The organism is Metapseudomonas boanensis, assembly GCF_042232855.1.
Classification (GTDB): domain Bacteria; phylum Pseudomonadota; class Gammaproteobacteria; order Pseudomonadales; family Pseudomonadaceae; genus Metapseudomonas; species Metapseudomonas boanensis.
Window position 1 is genome coordinate 873,802 of the sequence record NZ_CP113889.1, and the last position, 18,288, is coordinate 892,089.

Consider the following 18,288-nt stretch of genomic DNA (forward strand, 5'->3'; position numbering starts at 1 on the left):
TTGGTTACGGACACACGCTTTCTTTTTCGCTCTCCGAGAGCAATACCCGCACACCTGATCGAACGCGCGTGGATGCGCCACTCGCAGGATCAGTCACTGTTGCCGCCAGTTCCCAAACAGTGCTCCATTGCGAATCTGGCGGTACCACCCCGGCACGTATGCCGCTGAGCTGGTCTTCGGACACAACAGGCAACTCCGTTTCGCTTATGCAGATCGGAACGGCCATGTTGACGGTGTAGTCGGTTACGCCGTCGTTATTGATGTCCACGTTGATCGACTCGGCAGTAGGGGCATCCGTGAATGGCGAACTCACCACCTGCTCGGTCGCAATATTGGCGGCGGCCAGAGCTTCCTCGCGCGCCTGCATGTTGCCAACGGACTTAAGGCTGCTTCCGCTCATGGTGAATGCGCTACCCACCAGCAGGGTGAGCATGAGCAGCATGATCAGGCCCACCACCAGGGTCGCACCCTGCTGATCGGGTCGAGAGGCGCCTTTCATCATGGGGTTTCCCTCCTGCCCGATACGTTGACCAGACGAGCGGTGGTGGAATAGACGTGGCGCTTGTAATTGCTTCCGACGATTTCGGCAGCGGGTGAGGCTATTCCCAAGGCGTAGGTCTTACTGTCGCTGTAGCCCGGGGAGGACTGAAGGCCCCTGACCAACAGGAAGACCTTGACTGCGACCACATCGATGAGTTGCTCCACCGAGCATCCACCAGCCGGACAGCGGACAAACGCACCATCAGGTGCTCCATCCCCACGATTCGTCGGACGGGACCGGTCAGCATCTCCACTGACATCCAGAGCAAAGGTGACTGCCTCATCATAATCGTTGGCCACAGCACCATCGCCTATGCTGTCGATGCCGAGTTCAACGCGGAATCCTTCGATACCCTCGATAAGGGCCTCCGCTGCTTTTGGTGCGGGCCCCGGGCCGAACTCCGAACGCATCAGAGTTGGTATTCCATCCCCCGCCGTCACCGAGTAATCACGGATGTAATAGAGGTTGGAGACGACCTTGCGTTTATTCGAAGGCGTTGCGCAATCCCGTTTCATAAGCGTGAAGCCGGAGGTCCCCATTACATAGCGCGCCGCGTCGCTGGAACAGAAAGAAGGCTGGAAATAGAGCTTGTTGGCAGCCTCCGCTTCACAGTTACCTACGCCAGGAAGGCAGGTTTCGGCATGGCGGACCACCAGTACATCCGTATCGGCCTTCTTGTTGGTGACGATCGCCTCGCAGCCAGGCGGAATCCCATCGTAAACCTGCACGGGAATGCCAAGCAGATTGGTATTGTCAGTGGCACTCCATGAACACGGACTGGGTACATCATCAGGAACGTCGGTGGGATCCTCGCTGCTGCTCAGGTCGTCGAACTCCGGAACATAGCCATCCCAGAAGCCCGCATGGGCCAGATCCTCCTGGAGCAACTGCAGCGCAAACCTACCATTTTCGATTTGCGCATTCGTCCTGGCCATTTCGTCGTTTGTTCTTGAAACATCCAGAAAGAGCGTCAGTACTGCGGCCATGATCAGCAGACTGATGGTGGCCGCAATCATCAACTCGACCAGGCTGAACCCCGATTGTTGCCTGCCAGAGCGACTGCCGGACGCTAACCCGCGGCTAGCTGCATTCATGTCATTCATAGGTCAGCGACACGCACTATGGTGGTAACGACTCGGCGACAACGATCATCCGTGCAGCTCGACCCTGTAGCCCCGTTGTAATTGTTTGCCCCGCACGCGACCCCTGAAGGCGGAGCTGAAATAGGCGTCAACCCCTGCCAAGCAATTGTGATCATGTACTGGTTGCTGCCTAAAGACTGCACACAGCCTCTCGCACCGACCATCGAACCCACCTTTGCCGTACCCGACGTTTCGGCCACACCCTGCAAGGTGTTGCACCACTCGCTGACATCACGCTCACGCTGGGTGGCGGTGGAAGTAGGGCAAGTCATTCCAGCGCCCAAAGGGCTGGACGTACCCGTGACATAGGCTGGGGCTGCATTGCGGTTGGCGGCAATCCGATTGGCCATATCGTCCAGCAGTAACAGCGCCTGGGCACGTTGATAAGCCTCCATCTCGGACTGCTGAAGACGGGCCTGGAGTCCAGCCATCCCGAGCAGGCCAATGGAAAGAATGAGGATGGTGACCAGCACCTCGATGAGGGTGAGGCCGCGCTGAGATCCCAAGGGAAATGAAGGGCTCATGGCACTACCACTTCGCCGGCGGGGACTTGACCCCTTCGCTAGTGAGGGACAGGTTGCCATCACTCGCTTGCGACCCAGTCGCCGTGAAAGTAATGGTGAAGCTGGGTACTGAACCACTTCCCACGGTGATGTCATACGTGTACTTACCGACCACCTCGCTGGGTAGACCATAGCCGCTTGCCTCAAGCTGCGTCTTGGTCGCATAGGTACGATTGGCCAATAGGTACTGTTGCTGGCGATTGGCAATATCCATCATCTGCGCCTGCGCTGCAGCGCGGTCCCCGCGAATCATATATTGCCGGTAGCTGGGATAGGCGACGGCAGCAAGGATGCCAATTATCGCCACTACAACCATGAGTTCTATGAGTGTAAAACCGCGCTGTTTCGCTCTGCCCACTGGGTCACCTTATTGGTTGTACGACGGGAGGAATGCCTGATTCGAACTCAAGGCTCCTGACATCAGTTGAAGTCCCTTCAACTCGACCATTGTCCACCCTCCAACTACTGCCGCAACTCCCGCACCAACAATCGCCTGGGTTCTGTTTGCCTCGCTGCCGACAATCAATGAACCGTTCGGCTCATCACGTAGCAGTCATCACGCATACAGGCTTAGCACAATCGTGCATATAGGATGCGCCTTTCTCACAATCTGCAAAGTGATCTGCCGCCAAATTCCAGATATTTCCTCATAGCCAAAAAGCCCGGGCGATATTGAGAAAACCTTTCAATTCCAGAAGCTTAAAGGTCTGGCCGGATGAACGTCCTTTTGTCGGCGACGAGCGGGCCAAGACCAAGGACGACAGGTTGCACACCTCACTTACGCCAGGAGGGCAAGGATGCCATGGCTGGAATCGCTCGCGGCTTCACTCTTATCGAGGCGCTGGTTGCGCTGACGCTCATCGCGCTACTTGTAAGCCTCGGGGTTCCCGGAATGACGCAGTTCATCAGGGCGCATCAACTCAACTCGGCGAGCCTTGCTCTGCTCACAAGCTTCAGTCAAGCGCGGCAAGCTTCGATCACCCGGAGGGTCCCGGTCCTGGTCGACAACCAAGGCGGAAATTGGTCAGCAGGATGGCGGGTCTTCGCTGATCAGAACAACAACGCCAGGTGGGACGAGGGCGAAGAGGTGCTCGCCGAGGTTGGCCCGCAACCGGATCGGCTGATAATCATGGGGAACGCTCCAGTGCGGCGCTATGTGCGCTATACGCCGACAGGGCGCACATCCATGCCCAATGGAGCTTTTCAGGCGGGAACCCTTGTTCTCTGCCATGCCGACGGCAAACTCCCGGCTCGGAAATTGGTGATCAGTGCAACAGGCCGGGTGCGCAGAACCAAGGGGCCGCCAGAAGATTGTTGAGGACTCTGAACTCCCTGTAGGAGCGAGCTTGCTCGCGAATGTCTCATTTGCGTGAGCAAGGACTCGGCGCCCCCTCCTACAGGGCGAAGGCCTCAGCCGACGCTGACGACCCGCAACTCCTTCGGCATCGAGAAGGTTACATTCTCTGGCCTGCCATCCAGCTCGACCGCTACATCCGCGCCCCACTCGCGCAACTGGTCGATCACACCGCGAACCAGAACCTCAGGCGCGGAGGCGCCGGCGGTAATGCCGATCTTCTTGGCATGCTCGAACCATTCGCGCTTCATGTCTTCGGCGCCGTCGATCAGGTAGGCCGGGGTCCCCATACGCTCGGCAAGCTCGCGCAGGCGGTTGGAGTTGGAGCTGTTCGGGCTGCCTACGACCAGGACCAGGTCGCTTTCTTTCGCCAGCTGTTTGACTGCATCCTGGCGATTCTGGGTGGCGTAGCAGATGTCGTCCTTGCGCGGCCCGCCAATGCTGGGGAACTTGGCGCGTAGCGCGTCGATGACGCGGCTGGTGTCGTCCATCGAAAGGGTCGTCTGGGTGACGAAGGATAGGGCTTCAGGATTGCGTACTACCAAGCGCTCGACGTCTGCTTCGTCTTCAACCAGGTAGATCGCTCCACCCGTGCTGGCGTCGTACTGGCCCATGGTGCCTTCGACCTCCGGGTGCCCGGCGTGGCCGATCAGGATGCACTCGCGGCCATCGCGACTGTAGCGCGCGACTTCCATATGCACCTTGGTCACCAGCGGGCAGGTCGCGTCGAACACCTTGAGGCCACGGCGTTCGGCTTCCTGGCGCACGGCCTGGGAGACGCCATGGGCGCTGAAGATGACGATGACGTTGTCCGGCACCTGGTCCAGCTCTTCGACGAACACTGCGCCACGGGCTCGCAGGTCTTCGACCACGAACTTGTTGTGCACCACTTCGTGGCGCACGTAGATCGGCGGGCCGAAGACTTCCAGCGCTCGGTTGACGATTTCGATGGCGCGATCGACACCGGCACAGAAGCCGCGGGGATTGGCGAGTTTGATTTGCATGGCGGTTACCTCGTCCTGCCTCAGCGGTCTGAAATTAGCCATTCGCGAGCAAGGACTCGGCGTCCCCCTCGCTCCTACAAGGGCCGTGGCCTGTCAGGCTGGTTTGACCGCCAGGATTTCCACCTCGAAGCTCAGCGGCTTGCCGGCCAGGGGGTGATTGAAATCGATGGTCACGTGCGAGTCGTCGATGAATTTGACCACACCCGGCAGTTCGGCATTCGCCGCATCATTGAAGATGATCAGCAGGCCTTCGGAAAGCTCCATGTCCTGGAACTGGCCACGCGGCATCACTTGCACGTTCTGCGGGTTGTGCTGGCCGAATCCCTGCTCGGGCTCGATGGCCAGCACGCGCTTGTCGCCAGCCTTCAGGCCAAACAGCACGCCCTCGAAACCGGGGAGCAAGTTGCCGTCGCCAACTTTGAAGGTGGCCGGATTCTTGTCGAAAGTACTATCCACCACGTCGCCGTTATCCAGCTTGATAGCGAAGTGCAGGGTGACCTCCATGTCCGGCCCTATGCGATGTTCAGTCATGGGCGGTTTCTCCGGGCTTATTCGCTTTGAACATATCCAGCGCCAGCATCACGGCGCCGACGGTGATGGCGCTATCGGCCAGGTTGAACGCAGGGAAGTACCAGCGGTTCTGCCAATGCACCAGGATGAAGTCGACCACATGGCCAAGCACCACGCGATCGTAGAGGTTGCCCAGGGCGCCACCGAGGACCAGGGCCAGCGCGACAGCCAGCCAGGTTTCCTCCGGTTTCAGGCGTTTGAGCCACACCACCAGCACGCCGCTGACCACCAGGGCGATCAAGGCAAAGAGCCAACGCTGCCAGCCGGAGCTGTCGGCCAGGAAGCTGAAGGCGGCGCCGGTGTTATAGGCCAGCGTCCAGCTGAAGTAGTCAGGGATGACTACGATCTGCTGGTAGAGGTTGAGCTCAGTCTCGAAGAACCACTTGCTGGCCTGGTCGAGCACGAACACCAGCGCGCTCAACCAGAGCCAGCCGAGGCGGCCGTAGGCCTTAGGCATAGTGACGAACCTCTCCGGCGCCATCGATGTTCTCTACACAGCGGTCGCACAGCTCAGGATGCCGGGCGTGCTGACCGACGTCCTCACGGTGGTGCCAGCAGCGGCCGCACTTGGCGTGGGCAGATTTCTGGATCTTCAGCTTGAGGCCGGATACCTCGGTCTCCACGGCATCGGCCGGTGCATTGGCAAGCGGCTGGATCTGCGCAGCCGAGGTGATCAGCACGAAGCGCAGTTCGTCGCCGAGCTTGGTCAAGCGCTCAGCCAGGCTGTCTTCGGCATACAGGGTCACTTCCGCCTGCAGGTTGCCACCAATGGTCTTGGCACTGCGCAGGTTCTCCAGCTCCTTGTTCACCGAGGCTTTGACGGCCATGACCTGCTCCCAGAACTCGCGGCCCAGTTCGGCGCCTTCGGGCATCTCGGAAAGCCCTTGATACCAGGTGTTGAGCATGACGGACTCGTTGCGCTCGCCCGGCAGGTACTGCCAGATTTCCTCGGCAGTGAACGCGAGGATCGGCGCAACCCAGCGCACCAGGGCCTCGGCGATGTGGAACAGCGCAGTCTGGCAGGAGCGGCGCGCCACGCTGTCGGCCGCAGTGGTGTACTGGCGGTCCTTGATGATGTCCAGGTAGAAACCGCCCAACTCCTGCACACAGAAGTTGTGCACCCTGGAGTAGACGTTCCAGAAGCGGTATTCGCCGTAGGCTTCTTCCAGCTCACGTTGCAGCAGCAGGGCACGGTCGACTGCCCAACGATCGAGGGCCAGCATGTCCGCGGCCGGCAGCAGGTCCTTCGCCGGGTCGAAGCCGTTGAGGTTGGCCAGCAGGAAGCGCGCGGTGTTGCGGATACGGCGGTAGGCATCGGCGCTGCGCTGGAGAATCTGCTGGGAAACCGCCATCTCGCCGGAATAGTCGGTCGCGGAAACCCACAGGCGCAGGATGTCGGCGCCGAGGCTGTCGGTGACCTGCTGCGGTGCGATGACGTTACCAAGAGACTTGGACATCTTGCGACCGGACTCGTCTACGGTGAAGCCGTGGGTCAGCAGCTGGCGGTAGGGTGCGTGGCCGTCTATGGCGCAACCGGTCAGCAAGGACGAGTGGAACCAGCCACGGTGCTGGTCGGAGCCTTCCAGGTAGAGGTCGGCAGCCGGACCGCTGGTGTGGCCCAGTTCGGCATGGGAGCCGCGCAGTACGTGCCAGTGGGTGGTACCGGAGTCGAACCAGACGTCCAGAGTGTCGCTGATCTTGTCGTACTGGCCGGCCTCGTCACCGAGCAGCTCGGCGGCATCCAGCTTGAACCAGGCTTCGATGCCTTCCTGCTCGACGCGCTGGGCCACCTGCTCCATCAGCTCGACGGTACGCGGGTGCAGTTCACCGCTCGCCTTGTGCAAGAAGAGCGGAATCGGTACGCCCCAGTTGCGCTGGCGCGAGATGCACCAGTCGGGACGGCCGGCGATCATGCCATGCAGGCGCGCCTGGCCCCAGGCCGGGACGAACTCGGTCTGGCCGATGGCATCAAGCGCACGCTCACGCAGGGTGACGCCCTGGTTGGGCTGCTTGTCCATGCCGACGAACCACTGCGCAGTGGCGCGGTAGATCAGCGGGGTCTTGTGGCGCCAGCAGTGCATGTAGCTGTGGGTGATGCCCTCATGCTTGAGCAGCGCGCCCACTTCTTCGAGCTTGGCAACGATGGCCGGATTGGCCTTCCAGATGAACTGGCCACCGAAGAACGGCAGCGACTCGACGTACACGCCATTGCTCTGCACGGGGCTGAGGATGTCGTCGTTGCTCATGCCGTAGTGCTTGCACGTACGGAAGTCGTCTTCACCGTAGGCTGGTGCGGAGTGAACGATGCCGGTGCCGGCGCCCAGTTCGACGTACTCGGCGAGATATACCGGGGACAGGCGCTCGTAGAACGGATGGCGGAAGCGCACCTGATCCAGCGCCTCGCCCTTGGCGGTTGCAATGACTTGGCCTTCCAGGCCGTAGCGCGAAAGGCACGACTCCACCAACTCTTCGGCCAGCAGCAGCAGACGTGTACCGGTATCGACCAGGGCGTAGGTGAATTCGGGGTGAACGTTCAGCGCCTGGTTGGCCGGGATGGTCCAGGGCGTGGTGGTCCAGATCACGATGGCCGCAGGCTTGGCCAGGCTCGACAGACCAAAGGCCGCTGCCAGCTTGTCGGCATCTTCAACGGCGAAGGCTACGTCGATGGCATCGGACTTCTTGTCCTGGTACTCGACTTCCGCTTCAGCCAGGGCCGAGCCGCAGTCGAAGCACCAGTTCACAGGCTTCAGGCCTTTGAACACGAAACCTTGCTTGACCATTTCCGCCAGCGCGCGGATTTCGCCGGCCTCGTTGGCGAAGTCCATGGTCTTGTAGGGGTTGTCCCAATCACCGAGCACGCCCAGGCGGATGAAGTCGGCTTTCTGGCCTTCGATCTGCTCGGCGGCGTAGGCGCGGCACAGCTCGCGGGTCTTGTCGGCGGAGAGGTTCTTGCCGTGGGTGGTCTCGACCTTGTGTTCGATCGGCAGGCCGTGGCAGTCCCAGCCCGGCACATAGGGGGCGTCGAAGCCGGACAGCGTCTTGGAGCGGACGATGATGTCCTTGAGGATCTTGTTGACCGCGTGACCGATGTGAATGTTGCCGTTGGCATATGGCGGGCCATCGTGCAGGACGAACTTCGGGCGCCCTTCACCGATCTGCCGCAGTTTCTGGTACAGGCCAATGCCGTTCCAACGCTGCAGCAGTTCCGGTTCGCGCTGGGGCAGACCGGCCTTCATCGGGAATGCCGTTTCCGGCAGGTTGAGGGTCGCTTTGTAATCGGTCATTTCAGTCCAGGCTCGTCAATTTGAGTGGGTGCCCAGCCAATAGGCACGGGCTGCAGCGACATCCGCATCGATCGCCGACTTCAACGCCTCCAGAGAGGCAAAACGCTGCTCTTCGCGCAGCTTGTGGTGGAAGGTCACGCTGATCCGCTGGTCGTACAGATCGCCGGCGTAATCCAGCAGGTGAACCTCCAGGTGGGCGCGCCCGTCTCCCTTCACACTGGGTCGCACGCCGATGTTGGCCACACCAGGCACCTGGTGGCCATTCAGCTCGACACTCACCAGGTAGACCCCGTTCAGGGGGACCCGGCGACGCTTGAGCTGGACGTTGGCTGTTGGAGTGCCCAGCTGGCGGCCCAGTTTCTGGCCATGCAGGACACGTCCGGTAATGCTGAACGGACGCCCCAGCAAACGCTCAGCCAGCGTGAATTTCCCCTCGGCCAATGCCTGACGCACCCGGGTGCTGCTCACGCGATGACCATCGAGTTCTACGGTCGCTGCCGCCTCGACGCTGAAGCCTTCAGCTGCACCGGCCTGCAGCAGGAAGCCGAAATCACCGGCACGGTCGCAGCCAAAGCGGAAGTCGTCACCGATTTCCAGGTGGGCCGCCCCCAGGCCTTCGACCAGCACCGCATGAACGAACTCGGCCGCGCTCAACTCGCGCAGGCGGCGGTTGAAAGCCAGGCACAACACACGATCGACCCCTTCCCTGGCCAGTAGCTCGAGCTTGTCGCGCAGGCGCGTTAGCCTGACTGGCGCCGTGTCAGGGCCGAAATATTCCCGGGGTTGCGGCTCGAAAATGACCACGCAACTGGGCACGCCAAGCTCGGCGGCACGCTCGCGCAAACGCTTGAGAATGGCCTGATGGCCACGGTGCACGCCGTCGAAATTGCCGATAGTGGCAACACAGCCCCGGTGCTGGGGTTGCAGGTTGTGGAGGCCTCGAACCAGCTGCATAGCACAAGTCTTGTTCACAAAGTGGTCGATTATACGCACAGGTGCCGCCTGACAACAGGCGGCGAAGGCGCGTTAGTGCGACAAGCGGATGCCGGGGCTGCACCCTGCCTCTGGCAGGGTCATTTCACAGCTCGCCTGGCAAAGTCCCGCGGACGGAACCCGAGGAGCGCCAGCATGCCGAAATAGGCAATGACACCGGCCGTTACCAGGACGCCCAGCCGCAAAAGGCGCTCAAGCATACCTCCTTGCTCCCATGGCGGCATGAAATGCATGACACCCAGCAGTACGCCGGACATCACCACCACGGCCACTGCCAGCTTACCGAGGAACTTGCCCCAACCAGGTTGCGGCTGGAACAGTTGCTGACGACGCAGCTGCCAGTAGAGCAGACCGGCGTTCATGCAGGCCGCCAGGCTAATAGCCAGCGCCAGGCCGGCGTGCCGCAGCGGGAAGATGAACGCCACGTTCATCACCTGGGTCGCGACCAACGTGAAGATCGCGATACGCACCGGCGTACGGATGTTCTGCCGCGCATAGAAACCGGGCGCCAGCACCTTGACCAGGATGATCCCGAGCAGCCCTACCGCATATGCGATCAAAGCACGCTGTGTCATCAGCGCATCATTCGCGGTGAACTTGCCGTACTGGAAGAGCGACACCGTCAGCGGCTCAGCCAGTAGCGCCAGCGCCAGGGTACAGGGCAGCACCAGCAGGAAACACAGGCGCAGCCCCCAGTCCAGCAACTGCGAGTAGGCATGGCGGTCGTCACTGGCGTAAGTCTTGGCCAGAGATGGCAGCAGGATGGTCCCCAGGGCGACGCCCAACACCCCTGACGGCAGCTCCATCAGGCGGTCGGCGTAATACATCCATGACACCGACCCGGCCGCCAGGAAGGAGGCGAAGATGGTGTTGATGATCAACGAAATCTGTCCGACCGAAACCCCGAAGATCGCCGGCCCCATCTGTTTCAGCACTCGCCAGACGCCAGCGTCCCGGACGTTGAGGCGCGGCAGCACCAACATGCCGATCCGCTTGAGTGCCGGCAGCTGATAAAGCAACTGGGCCAGGCCACCGACCAGCACCGCCCACCCGAGTGCCATGACCGGCGGATCGAAATAGGGCGTCAGGAACAGCGCGAAGATGATCATGCTGACGTTCAGCAGGGTCGGCACGAACGCGGGAACCGAGAAACGATTCCAGGTATTGAGAATGGCGCCAGCCAGTGACGACAGTGAGATCAGCAGGATATAGGGGAAGGTCACCCGCAGCAGGTCAGAGGTCAGCTCGAACTTCTCGGGGGTATCGGTAAATCCAGGCGCGGTGACCCAGATCACCCAGGGCGCAGCCAGCATGCCGAGCAGGGTGACCAGAGCCACCACCAGCGTCAGCAATCCGGCGATGTAGGCAATGAACGTCCGGGTCGCCTCCTCGCCCTGTTGGGTCTTGTATTCGGCCAGGATTGGAACGAAGGCCTGGGAGAATGCCCCCTCGGCAAATATCCGGCGCAGCAGGTTGGGAAGTTTGAAGGCGACGAAAAAGGCGTCGGTCGCCATGCCCGCCCCGAAGAAGCGGGCAATGATCGTGTCCCGTACAAAACCCAGGACACGGGAGATCATGGTGATCGAGCTGACGGCCGCCAGCGACTTGAGGAGGTTCATTCAGGGTCCGAACTAGATGAGACGATGCGCAGGACACCCTGCTGCAGGAACGAGCTTGCTCGCGAACAAGCTCCGCGCCAGGGCATTCGCGAGCAAGCTCGTTCCTGCAAAGGGGATCGAGTTTAGAGGCCGGAAGGGAATAAATCACCCAGATCAAACGTTAACGCTCGTCGCCAAGACACAGACACACGCCTCAACCGCCCTTGACAATGGCAAAGCCTGTCGGCATGATTCGCGGCCTTATTTGAATGTATCCCCCCAGTTTCGAGGAGCTTGACGGTGGCCAACACACCTTCTGCCAAAAAACGCGCCAAACAGGCTGAGAAGCGTCGTAGCCATAACGCCAGCCTGCGCTCCATGGTTCGTACCTACATCAAGAACGTGGTCAAGGCTATCGACGCCAAAGACCTGCCGAAGGCTCAAGCCGCTTTCACCGTTGCTGTTCCGGTGATTGACCGCATGGCCGACAAAGGCATCATCCACAAGAACAAAGCTGCTCGTCACAAGAGCCGCCTGAACGCCCATATCAAGGCGCTCGGTCAAGCTGCTGCTTAAGCTTGAGTTCTTGCGAAAAACCGGCCTTCTGGCCGGTTTTTTATTGCCCACAGAAAAGCACATCCAGCACCCGCTCACTGCAGGGCCGTGCTCATTCACCAAGGGCCACACAGCGCTCCCAACGATTACCGGACAGGCCTCCAGCCCACCCCGGGAATGCCCTGCATAAGCCAACAAAAAGCCCGGTTTTCCGGGCTTTTTGTTGGCTCAAGACTTACTGGGCCAGGGCAGGATCGGAATGGCCGTCACCGCATTCTGCGGACTGCCCTCGATCACCCTGTCGCTATAGACGAGATAGACCAGCGCATTACGCTTGCGATCGAAGAAGCGCACTACCTGCATGGTCTTGAAGACCAGCGATGTGCGCTCCTTGAACACCTCCTCGCCATCCTTCAGTTCGCCATTGAAGCGAATCGGCCCCACCTGACGACAAGCAATGGATGCCTCCGCGCGATCCTCGGCCAGACCCAGACCACCCTTCACACCCCCCGTCTTGGCGCGCGACAGGTAACAAGTGACACCCTCGACCTTGGGATCATCGAACGCCTCTACGACGATCTTGTCGTTCGGCCCCACCCACTTGAAGACCGTGGAAACCGAGCCGATCTCCTCAGCCGACACCATCAATGGCAGTGTCAGCAGGGCCGCTACAAATCCCTTGAATACCCGCATCACTCCCTCCTCAAGCTCAGACCAGAATCAGGTTATCTCGGTGTACCAATTCAGGCTCATCCACGTAACCCAACAATTTCTCGATCAACTCGGAAGACTGACCAATGATCTTTTGTGCTTCGAGGGCACTGTAGTTGGCAAGGCCGCGTGCGACCTCAGCGCCATCGGGTCCGACACACACCACCATCTCACCACGACGGAAACTGCCCTGGACCGCCTTGACGCCGACCGGCAGCAAGCTCTTGCGATCCTGGCGCAACGCCTTGACCGCCCCCGCATCCAGCACCAGCGTGCCGCGAGTCTGCAGATGCCCCGCCAACCATTGCTTGCGCGCCGCCAGGAGGCCGCGCTCAGGCGCCAGCAAGGTACCCAGGCGCTCGCCCGACTTGAGACGGTCCAGCACACGCTCGATACGACCACCCACGATCACCGTATAAGCACCGGAACGCGCCGCCAACCGCGCGGCACGCAGCTTGGTCTGCATGCCACCGCGACCGAGCGCACCGCCAGTACCGCCCGCGACGGCATCCAGCGCCGGATCATCGGCACGCGCCTCAAAAATCAACTGGGCATCAGGGTTATGGCGCGGGTCAGCATCGAACATACCGTCCCGGTCGGTCAGGATGACCAGGAGATCCGCCTCAACCAGGTTGGCCACCAGGGCAGCCAGAGTGTCGTTGTCACCAAAGCGGATTTCATCGGTAACGACAGTGTCGTTCTCGTTGATGACCGGGATGGCGCCAAGCTCCACCAGGGTACGCAGGGTGCTGCGGGCATTCAGGTAGCGTTTGCGATCGGACAGATCGTCATGGGTCAGAAGGATCTGCGCGGTATGTCGACCGTGCTCGGCGAAGCTGGACTCCCAGGCCTGTACCAGCCCCATCTGCCCAACCGCAGCCGCCGCCTGCAGCTCATGCACCGCCTTCGGCCGGCTTTGCCAACCCAGGCGACTCATGCCAGCGGCAACCGCCCCAGAGGAAACCAGCACCAGCTCGACGCCAGCATTCCTCAGGGCCACCATCTGCTCAACCCATACCGCCATGGCCGAACGATCCAGACCCCGACCATCCGCCGTCAGCAGTGCACTCCCGATCTTCACCACCCAGCGCTGCGCGCCAGTCACCTTGTCCCGCATATCATCCAACCTTAGCTAGAAGGCCGCGCACCAAGGCACGCAGCCCATGCGTTCACCCCGCAGCGCCGCCAGTCGGCGCCCAGGTCAGGGTACGTAGAAGATTTCCGGCCCGTCGCCGTCATCCTCGTCATCATCAAAATCGTCATCATCTTCAGCACCAGCGCTCTTCAAGCCCGCACGACGCAGCGCGCGCTGGTCATCCATGGCCTGCAGACGCGCACGCGCCTCATCCTCGATACGCTGATCCAACTCGACGAGCGCCTCGGCGTATTCGGGCTCCTCTTCCATGCGCAGCGCACGCTCATCCAGGTAACGCATGATTTCCTGGGACAGCGCCTCGGTGCCCTCACGCTCCAGAGCCGAAATAACGAACACCGGCCCCGTCCAACCCAGCCGTTCAATCACGGCTTTCATGCGAGCATCACGGTCTTCATCGAGCAACTGGTCGGCCTTATTCAGCACCAACCAGCGATCCCTTTCGGTCAGCGCCGGACTGAAACGCCCCAGCTCTTCGATGATGGTTTCAGCCGCATCAGCCGGATCGCTTTCATCCAGCGGCGCCATGTCAACGATGTGCAGCAGCAGGCGGGTACGCGCCAGGTGCTTGAGGAAGCGAATCCCCAGGCCGGCGCCCTCGGCAGCACCTTCGATCAGCCCCGGAATATCCGCAACGACAAAGCTCTTGAAGCGGCCAACGCTGACCACGCCAAGATTCGGCACCAGGGTGGTGAAGGGATAGTCCGCCACTTTCGGCTTGGCTGCCGAAACCGCACGAATGAAGGTGCTCTTGCCGGCATTCGGCAGACCCAGCAGACCAACATCCGCCAGCACCTTCAGCTCCAGCTTGAGGTCACGGGACTCGCCCGGCTTACCCTTGGTAGTCTGACGCGGTGCGCGGTTGGTACTGGACTTGAAACGGGTGTTTCCCAGGCCGTGCCAGCCGCCCTGAGCCACCAGCAGGCGTTGACCGGGCTTGGTCAGGTCACCAATGATTTCCTGGGTTGCAGCATCGATCACCGTAGTGCCGACCGGAACTGGCAACACCAGATCCTCACCCTTGTGCCCGGTGCAGTCCTTGCTGCCGCCATTCTCGCCGCGCTGGGCGTCGAATCGACGGGTATACCGGTAGTCCACCAGGGTATTGAGGTTCGGATCGGCCTCCATGAACACGGAGCCGCCATCGCCCCCGTCGCCACCGTTGGGACCGCCCTTTTCAATGAATTTTTCGCGACGGAAACTCATCAGGCCATTGCCGCCGTCGCCCGCTTTTACAAAGATCGATACTTCATCGACGAATTTCATCAGGACGCCTCCCGCCACGGGGACGGGTTGAGTAAACAAAGCACATAGGATACAGGGAACCCCGCACGATGCAGAGTTTCCATGAAGCAGAAACAAAAAAGCCCCGTCGCAAGACAGGGCTTTTCCAGCGAGGTCGCGATCAGGCCGCGACGATGCTCACGTACTTGCGATTGAAAGCACCTTTGACCTCGAACTTGATCACGCCGTCCACTTTCGCGAACAGGGTGTGATCCTTGCCCAGGCCAACGCCGAAACCGGCGTGGAACTTGGTACCGCGCTGACGCACGATGATGTTGCCAGCTTTGACAACCTGGCCGCCGAACAGCTTCACGCCAAGGCGTTTACTTTCTGAGTCGCGGCCGTTGCGGGTAGAACCGCCAGCTTTTTTGTGTGCCATGAGTCAAATCCTCCAAAAAGGAAATTAGGCCTGGATGCCGGTGATCTTGATTTCAGTGAACCACTGGCGGTGGCCCTGGCGCTTCATGTGGTGCTTACGACGGCGGAACTTGATGATGCGCACTTTGTCGTGACGGCCCTGGGAGACCACTTCAGCGACTACTTTGGCGCCATCAACAACCGGAGCACCTATTTTCACGTCTTCGCCATTGCCGATCAGCAGGACGCGATCGAAAGTCACGGATTCGCCGGTGGCGACTTCGAGCTTCTCGATCTTCAGGAATTCACCTTCAGCGACTTTGTATTGCTTGCCGCCGGTAACGATAACTGCGTACATGGATTTTCTCCGTTAAACCTGCTCACCCGACGCTTTATAAAAAGAGGTATTGGTCGGCATGGCTGCATGGGGCCGGAACTGACGCCCGTGCAATTGCGTAAGGCAGGAAAATGCCCAAGGAAGTTCAGGGGCCGCGATTGTACGCAAGCCGCGATTGCGGCGCAAGCTCCGCCGGGGCTCGCCTTGACAGTCCCCGGCCCTGTCCCTAGCATGCCGCGCAACCCAACAGGAGCACCTCTGGCTGATGCAACCCCAGGCTTTCTACCGCGTGGTGGCGGACGATTTTACCGCAGTCGACGATATCATTCGCCGGCAACTGACCTCCCGCGTCCCCCTGGTAGAGAAAATCGGTGATTACATCGTCTCTGCCGGCGGTAAGCGCCTGCGCCCCCTGCTGGTACTGCTCAGCGGCAACGCCCTGGGTTACGGCGGCGACCAGCTGCGCCTACTGGCCGCGACCATCGAGTTCCTGCATACCTCCACCCTGCTGCACGACGATGTGGTCGACGCCTCCGGCCTGCGCCGCGGCCGCTCGACCGCCAATGCCTTGTGGGGTAACGCACCCAGCGTGCTGGTCGGCGACTTCCTCTACGCCCGCTCCTTCGAAATGATGGTGGAGCTCGGCTCCATGCCGGTGATGCGCATCATCTCCCAGGCTACCCGCGTGATCGCCGAGGGCGAAGTGCTGCAGCTGTCGAAGATCCGCGACGCCAGCACCACCGAAGAAACCTACATGGAAGTCATCCGCGGCAAGACCGCGATGCTCTTCGAGGCCTCGACCCACAGCGCAGCCGCCCTGGCCAAGGCCCCCGAGGAGCAATCCGAGGCCCTGCGTCGTTTTGGCGACTATCTGGGCATTGCCTTCCAGTTGGTGGACGACCTGCTCGACTACCGAGGTGACGCAGCCAGCCTGGGCAAGAACGTCGGTGATGACCTGGCCGAGGGCAAGCCGACCCTGCCGCTGATCGCCGCCATGCGTGACGGCACCCCGGAGCAGGCCGCGCTGGTTCGCAAGGCCATCCAGCAAGGTGGCAGCCAGGACCTGGAAGGCATTTGCGCCGCTGTAGAAGCTGCTGGCGCCCTTGACTACACCGCTCAGCTCGCCCGCGACTACGCCGCTCGCGCCATCGCCTGCCTGGATACCCTGCCCCGCAGCCAGTATCGCGACGCACTGGTCGAACTCAGCGAGTTCGCCGTAGCCCGTACCCACTGACGCACCCGCAATTCACATCCTGAAGAGCCCGTCCATGTGACGGGCTTTTTTCATGGCTGGACAAAAGGCGTCGATTGGTTCTTGCTATTTTGCTAATAAGAATTATTCTCACTAGCAATTTTCAAAGGAGATGAGCCATGACCTACCTGATCGACGCCTGGCTGGATCGCCCGCACCCCTATCTGCGAATCCTGCACCGCGAGACGGGCGAAGTTTGTGCCGTATTAAGAGAGGGAGCGCTCGAAGAGCTGCGCGACCAAGGCGACCTCGACTTGGCCGAACTGAGCTCCAGCGAACCGCTGGTACTCAAGGAACTGGTGCGAAATCTGTTCCTGTTCTGCTTTGCCCGGGCCTTGCGCCCGCCTGAGGGGTAGTTCGATGACGCTGGGACGCGTCATCAGCAAGGCCTGCGCCCGGGCGCGAGCCTTGCAGCGAGGGCAAAGGCGCCCTCGCGGTTCCTGGGCAGGCCAGGGAAGGCCCGCCCAGCGGCCATCCTGTCGACGAATCAGAGGATGTCGAGCAGTTCCACGTCGAACACCAGGACGCTGTGCGGCGGGATGCTGCCGACAGCCTGGCCACCGTAGGCGAGTTCACTCGGAACATGCAGACGCCACTTGCTGCCAGTGTTCATCAGCTGCAGGGCTTCGACCCAGCCAGCGATCACGCCACCAACCGGGAATTCGGCAGGCTGGCCACGATCATAGGAACTGTCGAAGACAGTGCCGTCGATCAGCGTGCCGTGGTAGTGGGTGCGCACCGTGTCTTCGCGGGACGGCTTGGCGCCCTCGCCTGCCACCAACACTTCGTATTGCAGGCCAGAGGCCAGCACGGTGACGCCTTCACGCTTGGCGTTTTCCACCAGGTACTCGCGACCGGCACCGGCAGCGGCTTCGGCCTTGACCTGTGCTTCGGCTTGCATACGCTCGCGGATCACCTTGAAGCTGGCGGACAGTGCAGCGCCATCAACGCGGCTTTCCTGGCCCAGGAAGGCATCGCGCAGGCCGGCGACTACGGCATCCAGGCTCACGCCCGGCGGGGGGTTGTCACGGATCTGATCGCCGAGCTGGCGGCCGATGCCATAGCTGACGCGGGTTTCGTCGGTGGAAAGATCGAGTTCGGACATGGCGGGGCTCCGCTTGGAAAAAAAGGCCGGCCAGACTAGCACAGCCTCAGGCTCGCAGCGCACCCTCTCGGCCAGCTACCGGCCCCGCCGCGCCCCTTCAGTGCGATAGCCGAGTCGACAGGGGTACGCTCACCTGGTCCTGACCACCCGCTTCGAGCCCACACATTTCGTCGTGGACGACGTCATGGACCAGGTGAAAAGGTAGCTTCGGGAACTGATGGAGCACCTCACGGGCATGCTCGACGGAGCGCAGTTGCACGACATGGCCATGGCCATCGTCCAGCGCGTGGTTTCGCCCATCGATACGCGCCTCCAGCAAATAGATGCCGCCTTCCAGGGAGATCAGGTTGAGTTTTTCGATGTGCCCGGCCCGGGCATGGCTGGAGAGGTCTTGCAGGTTCATGGCACCACCTCACGCATGGGTTCACCCCAGAATCTAACGGGTGTTTGCCAGCATGGCCAAGAATCGGCAGGTTGAAATGCAA

At 61.1% G+C, this 18,288-nt stretch carries 21 protein-coding genes; 4 read left to right on the plus strand and 17 right to left on the minus strand.

Going from position 1 to position 18,288, the window contains the following annotated elements; translation table 11 throughout:
- Nucleotides 1–4: 4 nt before the first annotated feature.
- The 4 genes from OXH74_RS04060 to OXH74_RS04075 are packed head-to-tail and all read right to left on the minus strand — an operon-like array spanning nt 5 to nt 2,604.
- A complete protein-coding gene (locus tag OXH74_RS04060) occupies nt 5–502 on the minus strand; it encodes a PilX N-terminal domain-containing pilus assembly protein (protein ID WP_375740173.1) in 498 nt (165 codons plus the stop codon).
- Nucleotides 499–1,644 (minus strand): PilW family protein, encoded by a 1,146-nt coding sequence (locus OXH74_RS04065; RefSeq protein WP_375740174.1) that lies wholly within the window; start codon nt 1,642–1,644, stop codon nt 499–501. The genes OXH74_RS04060 and OXH74_RS04065 overlap by 4 nt, the downstream gene beginning before the upstream one ends.
- Nucleotides 1,641–2,207, minus strand: a complete 567-nt coding sequence (pilV, locus tag OXH74_RS04070; protein ID WP_375740175.1) for a type IV pilus modification protein PilV — start codon at nt 2,205–2,207, stop codon at nt 1,641–1,643. Before pilV ends, OXH74_RS04065 begins: the two co-directional genes overlap by 4 nt.
- Before the next feature lie 4 nt (nt 2,208–2,211).
- Nucleotides 2,212–2,604: a type IV pilin protein gene (locus OXH74_RS04075; protein WP_375740176.1), complete on the minus strand. Its 393-nt coding sequence runs from the start codon at nt 2,602–2,604 to the stop codon at nt 2,212–2,214.
- Nucleotides 2,605–3,048: 444 nt separating this feature from the next.
- Between OXH74_RS04075 and OXH74_RS04080 the strand changes: the two genes are divergently transcribed.
- Entirely contained in the window at nt 3,049–3,564 is a 516-nt protein-coding gene (locus OXH74_RS04080) for a GspH/FimT family pseudopilin (protein WP_375740177.1), read from the plus strand.
- 92 nt (nt 3,565–3,656) lie between these two features.
- Here the strand turns inward: OXH74_RS04080 and ispH are convergent, their stop codons facing one another.
- From ispH to murJ, 6 genes are all read right to left on the minus strand, one after another.
- Nucleotides 3,657–4,604: a 4-hydroxy-3-methylbut-2-enyl diphosphate reductase gene (gene ispH / locus OXH74_RS04085; protein WP_375740178.1), complete on the minus strand. Its 948-nt coding sequence runs from the start codon at nt 4,602–4,604 to the stop codon at nt 3,657–3,659.
- A 93-nt stretch (nt 4,605–4,697) separates the two neighbouring features.
- Complete coding sequence (locus tag OXH74_RS04090) at nt 4,698–5,135, minus strand: peptidylprolyl isomerase (RefSeq protein WP_215380248.1); 438 nt, start codon at nt 5,133–5,135, stop codon at nt 4,698–4,700.
- Nucleotides 5,128–5,631, minus strand: a complete 504-nt coding sequence (gene lspA / locus OXH74_RS04095; protein ID WP_375740179.1) for a signal peptidase II — start codon at nt 5,629–5,631, stop codon at nt 5,128–5,130. The genes OXH74_RS04090 and lspA overlap by 8 nt, the downstream gene beginning before the upstream one ends.
- Nucleotides 5,624–8,458, minus strand: coding sequence for an isoleucine--tRNA ligase (gene ileS, locus OXH74_RS04100; RefSeq protein ID WP_375740180.1), 2,835 nt, complete (start codon nt 8,456–8,458; stop codon nt 5,624–5,626). Before ileS ends, lspA begins: the two co-directional genes overlap by 8 nt.
- 15 nt (nt 8,459–8,473) lie before the next feature.
- On the minus strand, nt 8,474–9,412 hold the full coding sequence (ribF, locus tag OXH74_RS04105) for a bifunctional riboflavin kinase/FAD synthetase (RefSeq protein ID WP_215380257.1): 939 nt from the start codon (nt 9,410–9,412) through the stop codon (nt 8,474–8,476).
- 119 nt (nt 9,413–9,531) lie between these two features.
- Nucleotides 9,532–11,070, minus strand: a complete 1,539-nt coding sequence (gene murJ, locus OXH74_RS04110; RefSeq protein ID WP_375740181.1) for a murein biosynthesis integral membrane protein MurJ — start codon at nt 11,068–11,070, stop codon at nt 9,532–9,534.
- A gap of 279 nt (nt 11,071–11,349) precedes the next feature.
- Here murJ and rpsT point away from each other — a divergent pair, with 279 nt between their 5' ends.
- Nucleotides 11,350–11,625: a 30S ribosomal protein S20 gene (gene rpsT / locus OXH74_RS04115; RefSeq protein ID WP_215380262.1), complete on the plus strand. Its 276-nt coding sequence runs from the start codon at nt 11,350–11,352 to the stop codon at nt 11,623–11,625.
- A gap of 207 nt (nt 11,626–11,832) precedes the next feature.
- On the opposite strand, the gene OXH74_RS04120 is transcribed toward rpsT, so the two are convergent.
- From OXH74_RS04120 to rplU, 5 genes are all read right to left on the minus strand, one after another.
- Nucleotides 11,833–12,297, minus strand: coding sequence for a CreA family protein (locus OXH74_RS04120; protein WP_375740182.1), 465 nt, complete (start codon nt 12,295–12,297; stop codon nt 11,833–11,835).
- Between the two features lie 16 nt (nt 12,298–12,313).
- A complete protein-coding gene (gene proB, locus OXH74_RS04125) occupies nt 12,314–13,432 on the minus strand; it encodes a glutamate 5-kinase (RefSeq protein WP_215380266.1) in 1,119 nt (372 codons plus the stop codon).
- 84 nt (nt 13,433–13,516) lie between these two features.
- The gene (gene cgtA / locus OXH74_RS04130; RefSeq protein WP_215380268.1) at nt 13,517–14,734 is read right to left on the minus strand and encodes an Obg family GTPase CgtA; all 1,218 of its coding nucleotides are present in this window, start codon (nt 14,732–14,734) and stop codon (nt 13,517–13,519) included.
- 139 nt (nt 14,735–14,873) lie between these two features.
- Nucleotides 14,874–15,131 (minus strand): 50S ribosomal protein L27, encoded by a 258-nt coding sequence (gene rpmA, locus OXH74_RS04135; RefSeq protein WP_215380270.1) that lies wholly within the window; start codon nt 15,129–15,131, stop codon nt 14,874–14,876.
- Between the two features lie 24 nt (nt 15,132–15,155).
- Nucleotides 15,156–15,467: a 50S ribosomal protein L21 gene (rplU, locus tag OXH74_RS04140; RefSeq protein WP_016490856.1), complete on the minus strand. Its 312-nt coding sequence runs from the start codon at nt 15,465–15,467 to the stop codon at nt 15,156–15,158.
- A 244-nt stretch (nt 15,468–15,711) separates the two neighbouring features.
- On the opposite strand from rplU, the gene OXH74_RS04145 reads away from it, so the two are divergent.
- Complete coding sequence (locus tag OXH74_RS04145; protein WP_215380273.1) at nt 15,712–16,680, plus strand: polyprenyl synthetase family protein; 969 nt, start codon at nt 15,712–15,714, stop codon at nt 16,678–16,680.
- A 137-nt stretch (nt 16,681–16,817) separates the two neighbouring features.
- The gene (locus tag OXH74_RS04150; RefSeq protein WP_375740183.1) at nt 16,818–17,054 is read left to right on the plus strand and encodes a hypothetical protein; all 237 of its coding nucleotides are present in this window, start codon (nt 16,818–16,820) and stop codon (nt 17,052–17,054) included.
- 131 nt (nt 17,055–17,185) lie between these two features.
- Here OXH74_RS04150 and OXH74_RS04155 read toward each other — a convergent pair whose 3' ends face one another.
- Together OXH74_RS04155 and OXH74_RS04160 are read right to left on the minus strand one after the other, a co-directional pair.
- A complete protein-coding gene (locus OXH74_RS04155; RefSeq protein ID WP_375740184.1) occupies nt 17,186–17,803 on the minus strand; it encodes an FKBP-type peptidyl-prolyl cis-trans isomerase in 618 nt (205 codons plus the stop codon).
- Nucleotides 17,804–17,900: 97 nt separating this feature from the next.
- Nucleotides 17,901–18,206: a DUF6482 family protein gene (locus OXH74_RS04160; RefSeq protein WP_215380283.1), complete on the minus strand. Its 306-nt coding sequence runs from the start codon at nt 18,204–18,206 to the stop codon at nt 17,901–17,903.
- Nucleotides 18,207–18,288: the final 82 nt, after the last annotated feature.

What these genes read in the sequence shown, in the direction of transcription:
- rplU (WP_016490856.1), bottom strand. Translation starts at nt 15,467, where the DNA reads ATGTACGCAGTTATCGTTACCGGCGGCAAGCAATACAAAGTCGCTGAA.
- OXH74_RS04120 (WP_375740182.1), bottom strand. Translation starts at nt 12,297, where the DNA reads ATGCGGGTATTCAAGGGATTTGTAGCGGCCCTGCTGACACTGCCATTG.
- OXH74_RS04065 (WP_375740174.1), bottom strand. Translation starts at nt 1,644, where the DNA reads ATGAATGACATGAATGCAGCTAGCCGCGGGTTAGCGTCCGGCAGTCGC.
- proB (WP_215380266.1), bottom strand. Translation starts at nt 13,432, where the DNA reads ATGCGGGACAAGGTGACTGGCGCGCAGCGCTGGGTGGTGAAGATCGGG.
- ileS (WP_375740180.1), bottom strand. Translation starts at nt 8,458, where the DNA reads ATGACCGATTACAAAGCGACCCTCAACCTGCCGGAAACGGCATTCCCG.
- lspA (WP_375740179.1), bottom strand. Translation starts at nt 5,631, where the DNA reads ATGCCTAAGGCCTACGGCCGCCTCGGCTGGCTCTGGTTGAGCGCGCTG.
- OXH74_RS04160 (WP_215380283.1), bottom strand. Translation starts at nt 18,206, where the DNA reads ATGAACCTGCAAGACCTCTCCAGCCATGCCCGGGCCGGGCACATCGAA.
- OXH74_RS04080 (WP_375740177.1), top strand. Translation starts at nt 3,049, where the DNA reads ATGGCTGGAATCGCTCGCGGCTTCACTCTTATCGAGGCGCTGGTTGCG.
- OXH74_RS04145 (WP_215380273.1), top strand. Translation starts at nt 15,712, where the DNA reads ATGCAACCCCAGGCTTTCTACCGCGTGGTGGCGGACGATTTTACCGCA.
- murJ (WP_375740181.1), bottom strand. Translation starts at nt 11,070, where the DNA reads ATGAACCTCCTCAAGTCGCTGGCGGCCGTCAGCTCGATCACCATGATC.
- OXH74_RS04060 (WP_375740173.1), bottom strand. Translation starts at nt 502, where the DNA reads ATGATGAAAGGCGCCTCTCGACCCGATCAGCAGGGTGCGACCCTGGTG.
- ispH (WP_375740178.1), bottom strand. Translation starts at nt 4,604, where the DNA reads ATGCAAATCAAACTCGCCAATCCCCGCGGCTTCTGTGCCGGTGTCGAT.
- OXH74_RS04155 (WP_375740184.1), bottom strand. Translation starts at nt 17,803, where the DNA reads ATGTCCGAACTCGATCTTTCCACCGACGAAACCCGCGTCAGCTATGGC.
- OXH74_RS04090 (WP_215380248.1), bottom strand. Translation starts at nt 5,135, where the DNA reads ATGACTGAACATCGCATAGGGCCGGACATGGAGGTCACCCTGCACTTC.
- OXH74_RS04150 (WP_375740183.1), top strand. Translation starts at nt 16,818, where the DNA reads ATGACCTACCTGATCGACGCCTGGCTGGATCGCCCGCACCCCTATCTG.
- pilV (WP_375740175.1), bottom strand. Translation starts at nt 2,207, where the DNA reads ATGAGCCCTTCATTTCCCTTGGGATCTCAGCGCGGCCTCACCCTCATC.
- rpmA (WP_215380270.1), bottom strand. Translation starts at nt 15,131, where the DNA reads ATGGCACACAAAAAAGCTGGCGGTTCTACCCGCAACGGCCGCGACTCA.
- cgtA (WP_215380268.1), bottom strand. Translation starts at nt 14,734, where the DNA reads ATGAAATTCGTCGATGAAGTATCGATCTTTGTAAAAGCGGGCGACGGC.
- ribF (WP_215380257.1), bottom strand. Translation starts at nt 9,412, where the DNA reads ATGCAGCTGGTTCGAGGCCTCCACAACCTGCAACCCCAGCACCGGGGC.